This is a genomic window from Campylobacter sp. 2014D-0259 (assembly GCF_008000505.1).
GTDB lineage: Bacteria > Campylobacterota > Campylobacteria > Campylobacterales > Campylobacteraceae > Campylobacter_D > Campylobacter_D jejuni.
In genome coordinates, this window is record NZ_VOAQ01000007.1 from 169,880 (window position 1) to 185,061 (window position 15,182).

Genomic DNA, 15,182 nt, shown 5'->3' on the forward strand with positions numbered 1-15,182 from the left:
ATTATTCCTTGATTAAACTAAACCACTCTTTTAAAATTTGAATATTATTAAGCCCATTTTCTCTTTCAATATGCCACATTATACCAAAAATATTTTCATACTTATGTTTAAAAGCTTCTATGGTATTATCTTTTGCTAAGCAAAGTTCTACAAGATCTTCGCCTAATTTTTCAATAGCAAAATTATGAAAAGAATTACTTATAAATTTTTCTTTTGAGAAAAATACTTCATGTTTGCCTATATGATTTTCACAAGGACTTATATGGCTGTTAAAATAATGAGCTATCATCTGAGCTCCTCTGCAAATTCCTAAAAGTGGTATTTTTTCTTTTAAACAAATTTCTATAACTTGCTTTTCATATAAATCTCTCTTTTTAGATAAGACATTAGGACTATAAAAACTTAAATCATTACCACCGCTTAATATCACAGCTTTTATTAGATGTTTATAATGAGAAAAATCTATTTCATAGCTAAGAGGAAGAGGAGTAAAATTTTCAAATAAATCTTTATTAAATAATTTTCCCCAATCCAAAGCCAAACATTCTCTTTCTTCATGATAACTTTCGTTGTAAATAAGCCTTTGAGTAATACCTATAAACAAAATATTTGCTCACTTTCACATTCTATATTTATTTTTTTAGCTTTTAAATATTTTTCAAAATTTTCTTCTCCAACTCCTATAACAGCAGGCATTCCAAGTTCTGAGGCACGAATGGCCATATGTGAATTAGCACCCCCATAACATGTAATAAGTCCTGCTATATTTTTTGTAAATAAATAATCATATCCAGGATCTGCTGCATAAATTAAAACAATCTTTCCTTCTAAATCTTTATCATTTTCCTTCGCCGTAAATGCAGTAATGCTCTTTTGTGTAATAAAATTTGGAATAATACTATGATTATAAAAAGAAAAAATTTCATCGGCATTGCAAAGCAAAGAAGGAAGTTTTATAGCTTGTGTAAGTTCATATTCTTTTTTATTGCGATTAATTTCTTCTACAAACTGCTCTTTTGGATTTATAGAATAAAGACTAGAATAAAGATTTAAAATGCTTTTTATATCAAGATGAGCCAAATCTTCTTTTTCAATACCATAATATTTGCCTAATTCTTCTATATAAACTATAGCCTTAGAAAGCAATCTAGTGAATTCAAATTTAACGAGCTCTCTACCCTCGATAGCCTGCTTTAAAAAATCAAAAAATTCACAAGCATTAATCTCTAGTCCATGTTCTCTAAGTAAAGCATTTAAAGCTTTTGTCTTTTCTTCTGAAAAAACAAAAGCTTTATCTTGCAAATAAACTTTACTATCTTTTTGATCCACATCAAAATAAAGTTCAAAATCTTCATCATATCTTGGAGATAAAATATTATAAGTTCCTGCTCTTAAGTGTCCAAAATCTTTCAAAAATTGATCTTTGTTGTGAAAATTAAGATGGTTTGTTTGTTTACTTAAATTTTTACTCACTGTATTGAGTGAATTTAAAAAATCATCTTTTTCCTCTTTGGTTATAAAATCAATCTCAACTAAAGAATTTAAAAGTTGCATTGCTACAAATGCAGCCCTAGCCACCCCCGCAAAAGGCAGAGTTCCATAACGTTTACATTCTTCAATAAGCCAATAAATTTTATCAATTAAAGAAAAATTAGAATTAATAATGCCATCATATCTTTCTTTTAGCTTATAAGCTTTTTGTATGTCTTTTAAATAAAGCCCTGATCTAGGATTAATAATCTTGTTTGTAAGTTCTAATAATGAAAATTCTAATCTTTTGATTTCATTTTCATTAAAACCATGATTTAAAAGTTCTTCTAATTTTTTAGAACTATTAAAGTCATAACAAGAATAAACAATATTAAATTCAATCTTATCGTGCAATTCATGATTTTTATTAAGCTTATCTAAGTAAAAATTGACAAGTTTTTGCGCGATATTTTCATCTAATTTTTTTGGTATAAAAGAATTAAAAGATAATCTTACATCCACATAAGGAATGCCTAAAAAAGAATGGATTAAAGGATGGGATCTTAAATCTCTATAACCATAATTATCTCTTTGATACGCCCAGATATTATCCGTAATGATTTCTTTATATAAACTAAAAGCTAAACGCTTAGGTCTTAACCCTATGATTTCAGCTGGATTCCAATCAGGCATTACCCCAAAAATGGCTTTATCTCCCAAAACTCTAGATCTTGATTCTTTTAAAGACTCAAAACGTTTATAAAATCTATATAAAGCTTCTTTTGGTAAAGAGTGAAATAAATTATTTTTTTCATGCATAACCAAAGGACGCACTTGCAAGCAAAAAAGTTCTTCCTCATCATCTTGAATAGCAAATGCAAATTCAACATCTAAAAAACAACAGTTATATAAAACTTCTAATTCTTTTATAAGTTCTATAATTTTTTGAAGTCTAATATCTTTAAATTCTAAATAATCTCTGTAATGATAGTAAGTTTTTGCACTCTTACTACTTCCATCTGTAATAGAGCTATTTGAACCATTTTCATCATATTGAAGACAAAAATAAGGGGAAAAATTATCCTTATCAACACTAAAACCAACGCCACAAAGAGTAATATTTTCAAGCATAGGTTGAACTAAAATTTCATCGCTTTTTGATGGCATAGAATTGGCAACTTCATATAAAGCTTTTAATAATTCATCTTTAGAATCAGCTTTAATATTTGCCAAAGAAAGAAAAGCACCTGCATTGGAGTTTTTCATACTATCTTCACTTAAAGAAGAACTTCTTATAATGAGTCTATTAGCCTTTAAAGTTTGAATGTCCTGTAAAACTTTATCTTCATTTGATATTAATTCTTCAAGCGAAGTTAAAACCAAAGATAGAACTTTTGCTTTTTTTAATTTTGTTTGTAAATTTTTTAAATTTTGTGCTTTGGTTTTAAATTTTAACTCCGCCATATTTTTCCTTAGTTTTATATTTTTTTAGCACTCCAACAACGAGTGGTATATTTTATGCTAAATTCCTTAGGAAGTCTTTGAGAAATTTTATCACTAATTTTATTAAAAAGTTCATTTCCTTCATCAGCCTCCAAATCCCAGTAAGGATTTTTAACGCTTTTCCATGCATTAATATAATTTTCAATGCTTTGATGAAAATAAAAATCCTCTTCAATATAAACAATATTATCAAAAAGATCCTTTCGACTCTCTATAATTGGTCTTTGATCTTCTCTTCTTGTTCCCCTTGTATAATTTGGTACAAATTCTACAATAGTATCTTCAGCTATTTTTTGTACAGGATCGTTTAAATCCCTGTGATTCCACATACAAGAAAAATATCCCTCTAATTTTAATAAGCGATGCGCTTCCTCTAAGGCTTCATTTCTATCCATTACATTAAAACTACTACCAAAAGTCACCCAATCAAATTCACTATTTTGAAGTGTTGAGTTTAAACCTGTTGCCCTAACCCAATCAACCTTCTCACCTTTAGTTCTTTCTATCCCGATCTCACGCATCGCATCATTTGGTTCTACAGATACTACCTTACATCCTCTTTCTAAAAGCATAATGCTTAAATTTCCAGTTCCTGCACCGATATCAGCGACTTTAATATCTTTTTTTCCAACTAAACTAATAAGCATATCTATAGTTTTTGGAGCATAATTTGGTCTATAGCTATAAAATTTAGCATGCTTGGTATAATCCCACACTTGTTCTACTAGTTTTTGCATTTTATTTCCTTTTTTTCATCTTTGACAAGCTTGATGAAAAAAAGGAGGTATTTTATGCTTTTCTAGCTGTCCATGCTCTTATTTTATAAGGAATCTCTATACTTTGCATATGAGAAATTTTAGCTTCTATCATCTCTAAAATTTCCTTCCACCTTTTTTCACCTGCTTGTGCTTGTATATCATTTACAGAATGCCAAGCTCCAAGATAACGTTCTTTATCCCAAAACTCTTTATAGTCACACTCCATAAAAAAGCAGTCTGTGAAATCTCCTGTTGAAACAAGAATTTCTTCCCATTTTTTAACATTTTGAGTGCCACTGCTTACACGAGCAAGCTCTGGAACAATATGTTTAATCTCCTTTTCGATTTCATCAAAAACCGAACCCTCTACAATGTGGCGAGGATTCCAAATCGCAGTGAAATACCCCCCCCCTGTCAATATACGATTAAATTCTGGGAGAGATTTTTTAGGATCTGTCCAATGAAAAGAACTAGCCATGATGACCCAATCAGCTTGATTATTGCTCATGCAGGTTTCTTCACCACTTCCTTTGTGCCAAGAAATATTTGATAAATTTTGTGTAAATTTTTGCCCTTCTTCACGCATATTATCGTTTGGTTCCACAGCGCTAATTTGGCATCCAAACATTTCTCCCAACATCTTAGTAAGTTTTCCAGTGCCAGCTCCTACTTCAACAATATTTAAATCTTTTAAATTTTTATTTTTATCATTGATACAAGCTACAAGTTTTTCAAGTAAAAACGGACTATAAGCAGGTCTATTATGATAATGCTTTGCAACCTCTGTAAAATCCCCTTGTTTCATATTGATTCCTTTCTCTAAATTAAAATGCAATTATATCTTTTTTTTATTAATTTACAAATCTTTTGTCGGCGGAAAAATAAAATTTCCATTTGGAAAAATAAAACTTCCATAAAAGTGGAAATTTTATTTTTCTACAAACCTTAAACTTAAAATATAACTTTATTAAAATAAAACTAACAAAAAATTCGTTTATGATGTTCATTTTCTTTAACAATAGTTTTCATATCCAAATAATGCTTTACTATATATTTTGGAATGTTAAAGTCGCAATCAGAGTGTGGCTTTAAATCAAAACGATTAAAAGTTTGTAATTTTTATAATATTCCCTACTGTTAAAAAAACTATGTTCTACTATATTAAAAATTGATGTATCTTCATAAAAATTTGGCGGATAATATATATCTATACTTTCATCATCTTTTAAAAAAGTAAGTATTATATAAAGCTTCATTCAACTCATCACCCCTATGCATTGTTTGCATAGGAAAATAGCTTCCTTCTGGTATTTCATTAAAAAGAAGTCGATATAGTAGCGATAAGCTTTTAAACTTAATTTGCTTTTTATTTGAACGGGGTCCGAAAATTCGTGCAAATATCTCTTCCTAGATCGTATATCTTTTTTAAAATATTCAGGAAGTTCACTTTGTCATTTTAAATATTTGAATATTTGCTCATAAACCTCTTTTAACAATCCAATATCATCACAATCTTTAACTGTATATGCCAATTTTTTTCATACTTGTTAAGCTTTAAAAAATCATTCCAAGTTACTGGAAAACATTTGTATAAAAATTCTTTTCTAACAATCTCTTCATAATTAATTTGGCTAGTTTGAATTAATCCAGCTGTACAAGTTAATTCAACCTCAACATCTTTATTCTCTGGAGTTTTTATGGTAAAAATTTCGCGTGAGGTTATTTGAAATTTATTAAGTTCCAAGTCCTTATTTTGCTCTTTTTCTTTTTTAAAATTTTCATCAATTTTCTGCATTTTTTACCTATGCTCTTCGTTGATTTTTTGCATTTCCTGCTTATATTCATTCCAAATTTCTTTTAGCGGCTTATTTGGTGTTCCTTTTATTTTTCTATATAAATAATTACATAAAAGAAAATAAAGATACTTATTAATATTAGCAACACAATATTCACTTTAATTCCTTTAAATTATATAATAAAACGCAAAACTTTGCCTTGTATAATCAGCTCAACTTGCGAGTCTTTTAAGTCCAAACTATAGCTTTTATAATCCTTATTTACACTAATAATATCTAAAACTTTACTTATTGGATCTAATTGCAAAAGTTTAACCATTAATTGGTTATCAAAATTTAAAATATACAATCCATCTCCTTGATACTTATGCGTTTCTTCAAAAACAACCCAGCTATCAGGTAAAAGCATTGGAACCATAGAATAACCATCAACTTTAATAGCTTTCATATTTTTAGGCGTTGTTTTAAAAAAGGCTTTACTAAGCTCAAGCATTTCACCTGTTTCATATCCTTCGAGCCCAATTAACTCATTGTCACCACTGGTAGAAGCCGAAACATTAAGTTTTGGTATTGAATAAAAATTAGCATCTCGCTGCAAGTTGTTAAAAAATATCAAGGGTAAATTTATGCTTTCTTATAATGATTGTGAGCTTATAAGAGAGCTTTATAAAGATTTTAATATTAAGGAATTAAAAGTAAGGTATTCTTTAAATAATAATGTTTTAAAAAGAAAAGAAAGTAAAGAGCTTTTGATTATGAATTTTTAGCAAGCTAAGAGAGTAAAAATACTCTCTTTAATATTTAATTTTGTAAAAATATGGTAAAGTACCTTTAAAATTAAAAATAATTTAAGGATTTATTATAGAAAACAATTACACCAATTCTGATATTATTACTATTGCAAGTTCTTATCTAACTTATGGAAGTTTAATTGTTGCTATTGCTACTTTACTTAACAGCTGTTATTGCCATAGGGCTTACTATATATTATAACCGTGATAAATAAAGATTAATAAAAGAAACAACTGATGTATTTTTAAATAAAATTATAGAAGATGAGAAATTACGCAATGATTTTATAAATAAAATTCTAAAAAATAGTGAATTTATGGAAGAATTTGAAAGAATGGTCGATTTACATATAAATGATAAAATATCTATATTGACAGATATTGATCAAGAAAAATCACAAATAGGAGGTTTGGAATGACTTATAAAGAAATAAAAGATAAAACCCCTTATGAAATTTTAGATTTATTGGAAATGAAAGAACCACCATTTAATCCGTTTGAAATTGCTCAAAAATTAGGTATAAATGTAGTTAAAGATCTTGACCTTGATAAAATTGACACTGAAGGTCAAATTAGCGTAGATGAAAAAGGTGAACCTATTATTTGGATAAATCCGCTTAAAAATAAAAATAGACAGCGTTTTACATTGGCACATGAATTAGGGCATTTAGCTAATGATATTTTACCTAGCATAGAAAATCCTATTATTGATAGTTATGAAACCCTTTATAGAAGCAATACATATGGTGGAATAGAAACTAGAGCCAATCAATTTGCGGCAAGACTACTTATGCCTCTTCGACAAATAGAAGATTTTATAGCAGAATGCAGAAAAACAACACCTGACTTAAAGGCAGCAGAAGCAATATTACTTATTGCTTCAAAATTCGAAGTTTCAAAGCAAGCTGTTTTTCACAGACTTAAAAATGTAGGTCTGATAAAACAAGATTATACATATCCTTTTTAGAGCAAAGAGGCTAAAAATTCTAAAGCTTCTTTGCTAAAATTTTTATTGCTTTCTTCTAGGTACTCTTTATCTAAAATAGCACCGTATTTTAATAAAAGTAAAATCGCTCCAAAATTATTATGAGTTACTGCATAAAACATAGGCTCTTTACCCATGCATTCTTTAGTAACACTCATACCATTTTTAAGATATTCTAAAACAAGTTCATTGTTATGATTGCAAATTGCGTTTATAAATCTTTTGTTAACACCTTGTCTTATGTCTGCTGATACTCTATCCATCTTTATATCCTTTTGTATTGATGAGACAAGATTAGCTTGGCTTAGCTTATTGTGTGCTGTCATAGTCTTGAAAGTTCTCCAATTACCACACCAATTAGCAAAAAATCTCCATTTTTATAAAATATATCTTCATATAAAGGATTTAAAGAGTGTAAAATCACTCCATCATCTTGTTTTAAAACTTGTTTTATAAAAAGTCCATCTCTAGTATTAATCACACAAATGCTTTTATTCTTAAAAGTTTTATTTCTATCTATTACACAAATTGAACCATCTTTTATTATTGGTTCCATACTCTCTCCGTAACAAGTAATAAACTCACATTCTTTACTTCCAAAAAAGTTTAAAACCTTTTCGTCGATGATTAAATCAGAGCTATCAATCAAATCATTTATACCACCTCCGCCTAAACTTGCATTTGTTTTATAAAGCTTTAAAATTTTATACTTGTTTTCACATTCTAATTGATCTTTTGGGGAACTTCCATAGAAGAAATAATTAATGCTTATATTTCTTTGATTTAAAAAGTTTAGGATTTGTGGATATGGAATGGAGTTTCTAAATTTCATGGAATTAAAAGTATCAGGATGAATTCCTAGTTCTTTGGCTATATCTTTTGTTTTTAAATTACACTTACCTTCACTGGCTAATATATCTTTTAACTTTTCAATCACTTCTTGCATTTGCATGTTAAATCCTTTGATTTTAATTTCAAAGAAATTTAACAAAAAATTACAAAAGGCAATTAAAAACTTTTGTTTTAAAAGGTTAATTTTTTAAGTTAAAATTATAAATTTATAAATAAAAATATACTTAATTTTGTATTAGAAATTAAAGTCAAAGAATAAAGCTTTAACTTTGCAAGGTAATTTTAAAATTGACTAAATTAAAAAAAATTAATATATAATTCTAATGAAATTTAATTATATATTAAAGGGATTTTAATGAAAATATTAAAAAATAAATATTTTATTCTGTGGATGATCGGGTTTTTTGCAATCGTATGTTTATGTTTATATTTTAATTTAGAAGTTAAAATTATTGCATCTGCCATTTCTGCCTATGCGGTGTCAATCTCATTGGTGTTAAATGCTTATTCTATTTTTGAAAAAACAAGAGCGGATAAATTTAATTTAACAATGCAGTTATTATCTAAATGGGATGAAAAACATTTTATAGAGGCAAGAGATTATACAAGAGAGCAACAAAATATAAAAGAAAAAAAGGAAATGAAGAAATATTAAAAGAAATTAAAGAAAAACCAGAATTAAAAAGATCAATTATAATGATGATGAATTATTTTGAAACACTTCAAACTTTTATTGAAAATAATAGGATAGATGAAGGTATTATAATGGAGCATTTTGCACATATGTTAAAAGATATCTTGGAAAGGTATGATTGTTACTTAAATAGCGATGATTTCAAAAAAAATAATCCCTTGGGGCTTAAAAAACTTATAAAATTAAAAAATAGATGCAATACCTATATATCATAATTTAATTTAAAAAATAATGTAGCTATATTTACAAACCTAAAACTAAATATAGCTATATATTTCTATAAAAGTTAATCACTCTTTATATTTATCTTTTAAAAAACATTATAATTGGCAAAAGTTATCATCAAAGTTAAAAAATAAAATCAAAAATAAAAATAATTTTTAAATAAATTGAAGTAATCTTAGTCTATTATAAGATTATAAAAACCAACTAAATGTTTAAGTTTTCTATGTAACTATCCTCCAAACCTTAAAGCTATAGATAGTTACATACTATTTTTATATAAAAAGTGGTTAAAGTATGATTATATAGTGTTTTATAGAGATAGTTACAAGGTTAAAAAATATAAGAATATTTTAAGCAAAAATGTAACTATCCTAGAGAGTAAAAAACACTTTTGGGATATAAAATTTAAAATCAAAGCTCGTATTTATCCGCCTTTTAAACAGCATTTAATCAGTTTTTTTGGGATAAAACAGACATTTTGGGATTTTTGGGATATTTGGGATTTTTTACACTTTAAACTAGGAAAGATAAAAAGTCATTTTTGTAAGCTTTAAAATCCTATTATTTGGTATTTTTTGCTAAAATTATTTAGGGATAGTTACATACTCTTTTTAAAATACCCCTTACATCTTTTCCCTGAATATTGTCATCTAACTCTTGACGCATTTTTCAAATTCTTTATAGTATGTCCAAGAGTTAATTATATTGGGAAATTTTTGCTTTAAATGATTTAGATCATTTTCAAAAATATTAAAAAAAGTGTAAACAAGTGATTTATTTTTTATAAAATAATCTATTACATCTTTTTCTTTCATCATTTTTGATTCTGTTTCATCTATGGTTATTTTAATTTGATATAAAAAATCATACAAATAATGTTTAATTGTTGAAAATAAAAGATTGTTTTGTTCTAATTGTTTAAAATCATTTTTATCAATATATACACCCATATCATTACATAGATCGTTTTTTATAATTTCTTGTATTATGTCTATTTTTTCATGATTGATATGTTTTCTGTCTAAAATTATGGGAATGCTAGAAGTTTTATCAATATTGAAATTTTTATTATTTTTAGGAGTATTAAGATAAAAGGTGTTATTAATATCTTTAGAATTTGCATAGAGTGTGATAGGAAAAAGATAGCGAATATAACCTCTAAATTCTTTAATTTTAAATAAATCTAATTTATCTTTATGGGGGGGGGTAAAATTAAAATTTATAGCAAGTAAATTCATGGTATCGAAGGCCTTTGATTGGCGGATTTCTTCCATATCAAGATAGTATACATTGTCTTTGTTAAAATATTTTAATAAATAAGAGATGATAAAAACTCCTTGTTGTAGTTCGTTTATATCGATTTTAATTTTATGATTTTGATGAGTAAGATAGTCAATATAATAACGCCAATCATAAGTTAGATTAAATTCAGAGGGATAGTTTCTTAAAACTTTACTCCAATCTCTTCCCCAGTTATGCTTTAAAATTCCTATTGGATCGCGAACTCCGCAAATAATTTTAGAGTTAAAATCCAATAAAGATAGATATTTATCAAAATAAGGTAGATTAATTTCTGATATATTAATAGCATATTGAGTAATCGTATTGTCATTTAGACACATGTAATTAAGACAATATCTTTCTTTGGCATCAGGTGGTAAAACCCAGGAGGCAAAACAAGTTACATCGCAACATTGATTAAGGTATCTTAAAAATGCTGCTGCTCCAACGCCATGTGGAGAAATATAGATAAATTTATAGTGTTTAGGTAGGGGTAAATTTAAATCCCAAGCTAATTCTGCACAATGTCGACTAGCATCTATTTCTATAAAATTAGGATTGATTAAAGGTGGATAAGGATGTTTTATTGATAAATATCTATTCTTAAATTCGCTAGAATTGAGCCAAGTGCAAATTGTTTCAATATTTTTCAAAACAAAGGTAAAAAATTTTTCATTATTCGAATTTTTTAAAGCTTGTAAAAGAATTTGAGCTAGGGTTGGAGTTAGGTTATTTTTTATATAGAGTAAAAGATTTTGCATGCTTTTTTCTTTATTTTTTTTCTTTTAGAGCTGTTAAGATGTAGGAAATTTTATTGTCAAGTTCTGTCATATAAGTATTATCAATTATTAAATTAGATTTTGGTTCATCAAAATCAATATCCATTCCCACAACATTTGAAATTTCACCTTTTAAGTTTTTGCTATATAAGTTTTTTTTATCACGTTTTTTTAATTCTTCAAAATCGCATTTTATGTAAATTTCAAAGTAATTTTTTAAAGTTTTTTTATTGTGTTCGTAAATTTCATTCCACATGGAAATAGCGCTTACGATAACTAGCATATTTTGAGAACTGAGAAAATGTGCAAATTTAGAACGCTTTATTGACATATCGATACGACTTTGTTTATCATATCCATAATGCTCTAAAAGATCTCTCAGTTCATCGCCATCAAGATAAATAATATTATTGTATTTTTCTTTTAATTTTTTGTATAATGCTTCTGCAATATAACTTTTGCCACTTCCTGCTAGTCCTGTAATCCAAATAACTCCACCATTTTTAAAAAAATCCATAGATAACCTCCTTTTTTGTTTAGTATAAATGTAAAAATTTTTCCTATATTATCAAAAATAAACTTTAATTAAAGCAATAAAAAGTTAAAATTTGATATTAAAATTTTTCAAAGAGTGAAGTTATGGAGTATAAAAGATTTAAAACCAGACAAATCAAAGTAGGAAATGTTTTAATAGGCGGTGATGCACCCATTTCAGTTCAATCTATGCTTTTTACTAAAACAAGAGATATAGAAGGTTCTTTAGAACAAATCAATCGTCTTTATTTTGCAGGAGCAAACATAGTGCGTTTGGCGTGCTTGGATATGGCTGATGCAAGGGCTTTAAAAGAGATTAAAGCTAAAAGTCCTCTACCTTTAATCGTAGATATTCATTTTAATCATAATTTGGCTGTATATTGTGCTGAATTTATCGATGGAGTGCGTATAAATCCTGGCAATATAGGTTCTAAAGAAAATATCAAAGAAGTGGTAAAAGCATGTAAAGAACGGGGTATCCCTATACGTATCGGTGTAAATCACGGCTCCATAGAAAAACAATTTAGTGATAAATTTGGCTATGGTGTCGATGCTATGCTAGAAAGTGCGATGTATAATATCAAGCTTTTAGAGGATTTAGACTTTTTTGATATTAAAATTTCCATGAAGACTTCAGATGCTCAAAAAACTATAGAAGCTTATGAGAGATTAAGACCGCTTTGTGATTATCCTTTTCACTTAGGGGTAACTGAAGCAGGAACTAAATTTCATAGCACTGTAAAAAGTTCTATAGCTTTAGGAAATTTACTTCTTAAAGGTATAGGCGATACTATGCGTGTTTCTATGACGGGTGAGCTTGAAGAGGAAATTCGTGTAGCAAGAGCGATTTTGCAAGATAGTGGAGTGCAAAAAAGCGGAGTAAATATCATCTCATGTCCAACTTGCGGTAGGATTCAAAGTGATTTGTTAAGCGCGATTAAAATCGTAGAAGAAAAAACCAAGCATATAAAAGAACCTTTAAATATCAGTGTTATGGGTTGTGTAGTAAATGCTTTAGGTGAAGCTAAGGGCGCTGATGTGGCTATAGCCTTTGGGAAAAATCAAGGACTTGTTATAAGACATGGTGAAGTTGTAGCTAAATTAAAAGAAAGTGAACTTGTAGATAGATTTTTAGCTGAAGTTGAAGATGAGGTTAAAAGTAGGGCTGTAAAAGAATAAAAGCCAAGAAGCAAGGTTTAACCTTGCTTTTAGAATGGCCATATCGCTTCTATAACTTTGCTACCCCAAGGTTTTCTTGTGCTTCTATCCACTTCACCTTCTGTTTTATAAAGAATTTTAGCATCTGCTATATATTTACTATCTATAGTATTGTCTTGACCGATGTCATAAGGACGAATAACACCGCTTAATTGTATGATTTGTTTCTCTCCGTTGATTAAAAGCTCTCTTGAGCCTTCGATAAAATAATTACCATTTGATAAAATTTTAATTACACGCGTTGAAATTGTAGTATTGAAACTTTCATTTCTGCTTTGTGAGCCTGTTCCTGTGTAGTTGTTTGAACTATTGGTTTGAAAGCCTATATTAGAATAAGCATTGACTTTATTAAGAGCATTAGCTACCACTCCTGAACTTCCTGTTAAAGCACCTCCGCCTAAATTTGAGGTATTAGTTCTACTTGTTGCTTTATTAGCTTGTGTGCTTTGAGTGGTACTTTCTTGTATAACAACTGTAACTAAATCATTTACATTCATAGCTTTTTTATCTGAAAATAAAGGATTATCCCCTTTGCCAAAAAGCGATCCTGGTGCACTTTCTACATTATTACTTTGTTTTGGTGCAAGTTCTTCTACATAAGCAGGTGGTTTCATTGAAATTTGCGGATCAACCGTTGCAGAACAACCAAAAAACGCAAACGGTAACACATAAAATAAAACTTTTTTCATTTTCGTCCTTTAAAATATGAATTTTTATTTTTCTTTGTTAAAATTAGAAAAAGCAAAGAGTGTTCCACATTTATAAATTCAAGGAGAAAATGATGGCAAATCTTTATTTGATGAGATCTAGAAGTGATGAGTTAAATACTATTATTAGTACAAATTTGCTTAAAAATTATAGCAAAATTTACAAAAATATCGCAATTTATTGCCCTGTAATATACATACATCGCGTCCCTGTTTTGCAAGGTTGGTTGGAAGAATTTAATATCAATCAAACTGTAAAAAGCGCTTATGGTTTTACCTTTAGAGAAGCAATGGAGGAATTTAGCAAAGATCCTCATAATTTTTTTAATGTTATTTTAGAAGAATACGAAGAGTTAAAACGCAAATACGATTTTGTGCTTGTAAATAGCTTTTGCGAATTTGGAATACTTGATGGATTTGATCTTAGTATAAAATTGGCTAAAAATCTTAATACCCCTATCGCTGCTATTATTAACGATGAGGATAAACTTATAGCTCAAAAATATTTCGATCATGCCCTAGATGGTCGTAATTATGTTTTGATTAATGAAAATTTTAATTTTGAGGAAGTGCAAAAGCTTGAAGAGTATGATTTTATAACTCCACATCGTTTTAAATATGAATTGATTAAACAAAGCGTAAAAAATAAAAAAACTGTTGTTTTGCCAGAAAGTAATGATGAGAGAATTTTAAAAGCTGCTGAAATTTTATTAAAAAGTAAAGTTGTTGATCTTATTTTATTAGGTGATGAGGAAAAAATCAAACAAGATGCTGCTAGATTAAGTCTTGATTTAAGTACTATACAAATTATGAATCCGCTCAATTCAGAATATAATCAAGAATTTACTTCCATTCTTTATGAGGCAAGAAAATCTAAAGGAATGAGTTTAGAAGAGGCTAAGATGCTAGTTCAGGATAAAACTTATTTTGGAACTTTGCTTATACATACTGGAAAAGCTGATGCTATGGTTAGTGGAGCATCAACTACTACGGCTGAAACGATTCGCCCTGCATTGCAGCTTATTAAAACCAAAGAAGGTATTAGTTCTGTTTCGGGAATTTTCTTTATGGGGCTTGAAGATCAAGTTTTAGCTTTTGCTGATTGTGCTGTAAATCCAAGTCCAACTGCTGAACAGCTTGCAACTAGTGCTTATGTAAGTGCTATGACTGCTAAATCTTTTGGACTTGAACCAAGAATAGCTTTGCTTTCTTATTCTAGTGGTGATAGCGGTAAGGGAGAAAGCGTAGATCTTGTAAAAGAAGCATTAAAGATTGCTAAAGAAAAATACCCTGAGTTAAATATAGATGGTCCTATGCAGTTTGATTGCGCTTATGATCCAAAGACTGCAGCAAAGAAAATGCCAAATTCTAAGATAGCAGGCCATGCAAATGTATATATTTTTCCTGATCTTAATGCAGCAAATATTTGTTACAAAGCAGTTCAAAGAACTGCTAATGCTTTAGCAATCGGTCCTATTTTGCAAGGTCTTAAAAAACCTGTTAATGATTTAAGTCGTGGATGTTTGGTAGATGATATTGTAGATACTGTTATTTTAAGTGCTATACAAGCTCAATAGAAAGGAATAATA

At 28.4% G+C, this 15,182-nt stretch carries 16 protein-coding genes and 1 pseudogene; 5 read left to right on the top strand and 12 right to left on the bottom strand.

Annotated elements, in window-relative coordinates; translation table 11 throughout:
- Window position 1 precedes the first annotated feature (1 nt).
- The 7 genes from SR63_RS01715 to SR63_RS01745 all read right to left on the bottom strand — a co-directional run bounded on the left by SR63_RS01715 (window position 2) and on the right by SR63_RS01745 (window position 6,020).
- On the bottom strand, window positions 2–604 hold the full coding sequence (locus SR63_RS01715) for a gamma-glutamyl-CDP-amidate hydrolase (RefSeq protein WP_147498337.1): 603 nt from the start codon (window positions 602–604) through the stop codon (window positions 2–4).
- Complete coding sequence (locus tag SR63_RS01720; protein ID WP_002877672.1) at window positions 595–2,934, bottom strand: PEP-utilizing enzyme; 2,340 nt, start codon at window positions 2,932–2,934, stop codon at window positions 595–597. The genes SR63_RS01715 and SR63_RS01720 overlap by 10 nt, the downstream gene beginning before the upstream one ends.
- A gap of 14 nt (window positions 2,935–2,948) precedes the next feature.
- Window positions 2,949–3,710, bottom strand: a complete 762-nt coding sequence (locus SR63_RS01725) for a class I SAM-dependent methyltransferase (RefSeq protein ID WP_147498338.1) — start codon at window positions 3,708–3,710, stop codon at window positions 2,949–2,951.
- Between the two features lie 52 nt (window positions 3,711–3,762).
- Window positions 3,763–4,536 carry a class I SAM-dependent methyltransferase gene (locus SR63_RS01730; protein WP_002877669.1) on the bottom strand — a complete coding sequence of 258 codons (774 nt, stop codon included), beginning with the start codon at window positions 4,534–4,536 and terminating at the stop codon, window positions 3,763–3,765.
- Window positions 4,537–4,819: 283 nt separating this feature from the next.
- Window positions 4,820–4,987: a hypothetical protein gene (locus SR63_RS08540; protein WP_002877668.1), complete on the bottom strand. Its 168-nt coding sequence runs from the start codon at window positions 4,985–4,987 to the stop codon at window positions 4,820–4,822.
- Between the two features lie 233 nt (window positions 4,988–5,220).
- Window positions 5,221–5,526, bottom strand: coding sequence for a hypothetical protein (locus tag SR63_RS08545; RefSeq protein ID WP_002877666.1), 306 nt, complete (start codon window positions 5,524–5,526; stop codon window positions 5,221–5,223).
- Window positions 5,527–5,699: 173 nt separating this feature from the next.
- A complete protein-coding gene (locus SR63_RS01745) occupies window positions 5,700–6,020 on the bottom strand; it encodes a helix-turn-helix transcriptional regulator (RefSeq protein WP_022552263.1) in 321 nt (106 codons plus the stop codon).
- Window positions 6,021–6,120: 100 nt separating this feature from the next.
- On the opposite strand from SR63_RS01745, the pseudogene SR63_RS01750 reads away from it, so the two are divergent.
- Together SR63_RS01750 and SR63_RS01760 are read left to right on the top strand one after the other, a co-directional pair.
- Window positions 6,121–6,294, top strand: a pseudogene (locus SR63_RS01750) (DNA adenine methylase); the annotation flags it as partial.
- Window positions 6,295–6,733: 439 nt separating this feature from the next.
- A complete protein-coding gene (locus tag SR63_RS01760; RefSeq protein ID WP_147498339.1) occupies window positions 6,734–7,285 on the top strand; it encodes an ImmA/IrrE family metallo-endopeptidase in 552 nt (183 codons plus the stop codon).
- On the opposite strand, the gene SR63_RS01765 is transcribed toward SR63_RS01760, so the two are convergent.
- The gene (locus SR63_RS01765; RefSeq protein ID WP_002877661.1) at window positions 7,282–7,566 is read right to left on the bottom strand and encodes a hypothetical protein; all 285 of its coding nucleotides are present in this window, start codon (window positions 7,564–7,566) and stop codon (window positions 7,282–7,284) included. The genes SR63_RS01760 and SR63_RS01765 overlap by 4 nt on opposite strands.
- Window positions 7,567–7,625: 59 nt before the next feature.
- On the bottom strand, window positions 7,626–8,255 hold the full coding sequence (locus tag SR63_RS01770; RefSeq protein ID WP_002877660.1) for a helix-turn-helix transcriptional regulator: 630 nt from the start codon (window positions 8,253–8,255) through the stop codon (window positions 7,626–7,628).
- Between the two features lie 255 nt (window positions 8,256–8,510).
- On the opposite strand from SR63_RS01770, the gene SR63_RS01775 reads away from it, so the two are divergent.
- Complete coding sequence (locus tag SR63_RS01775) at window positions 8,511–8,810, top strand: hypothetical protein (protein WP_002876971.1); 300 nt, start codon at window positions 8,511–8,513, stop codon at window positions 8,808–8,810.
- 914 nt (window positions 8,811–9,724) lie between these two features.
- On the opposite strand, the gene SR63_RS01785 is transcribed toward SR63_RS01775, so the two are convergent.
- Entirely contained in the window at window positions 9,725–11,116 is a 1,392-nt protein-coding gene (locus tag SR63_RS01785) for a DUF2972 domain-containing protein (RefSeq protein WP_012006677.1), read from the bottom strand.
- 10 nt (window positions 11,117–11,126) lie between these two features.
- Complete coding sequence (locus SR63_RS01790) at window positions 11,127–11,651, bottom strand: adenylyl-sulfate kinase (protein ID WP_002876965.1); 525 nt, start codon at window positions 11,649–11,651, stop codon at window positions 11,127–11,129.
- Between the two features lie 122 nt (window positions 11,652–11,773).
- On the opposite strand from SR63_RS01790, the gene ispG reads away from it, so the two are divergent.
- The gene (ispG, locus tag SR63_RS01795) at window positions 11,774–12,847 is read left to right on the top strand and encodes a flavodoxin-dependent (E)-4-hydroxy-3-methylbut-2-enyl-diphosphate synthase (RefSeq protein ID WP_002854766.1); all 1,074 of its coding nucleotides are present in this window, start codon (window positions 11,774–11,776) and stop codon (window positions 12,845–12,847) included.
- A gap of 29 nt (window positions 12,848–12,876) precedes the next feature.
- Here the strand turns inward: ispG and flgH are convergent, their stop codons facing one another.
- Window positions 12,877–13,575 carry a flagellar basal body L-ring protein FlgH gene (gene flgH / locus SR63_RS01800; RefSeq protein ID WP_002864738.1) on the bottom strand — a complete coding sequence of 233 codons (699 nt, stop codon included), beginning with the start codon at window positions 13,573–13,575 and terminating at the stop codon, window positions 12,877–12,879.
- An 89-nt stretch (window positions 13,576–13,664) separates the two neighbouring features.
- On the opposite strand from flgH, the gene pta reads away from it, so the two are divergent.
- Window positions 13,665–15,170, top strand: a complete 1,506-nt coding sequence (gene pta / locus SR63_RS01805; protein WP_072238616.1) for a phosphate acetyltransferase — start codon at window positions 13,665–13,667, stop codon at window positions 15,168–15,170.
- The last annotated feature ends 12 nt before the right edge of the window (window positions 15,171–15,182 follow it).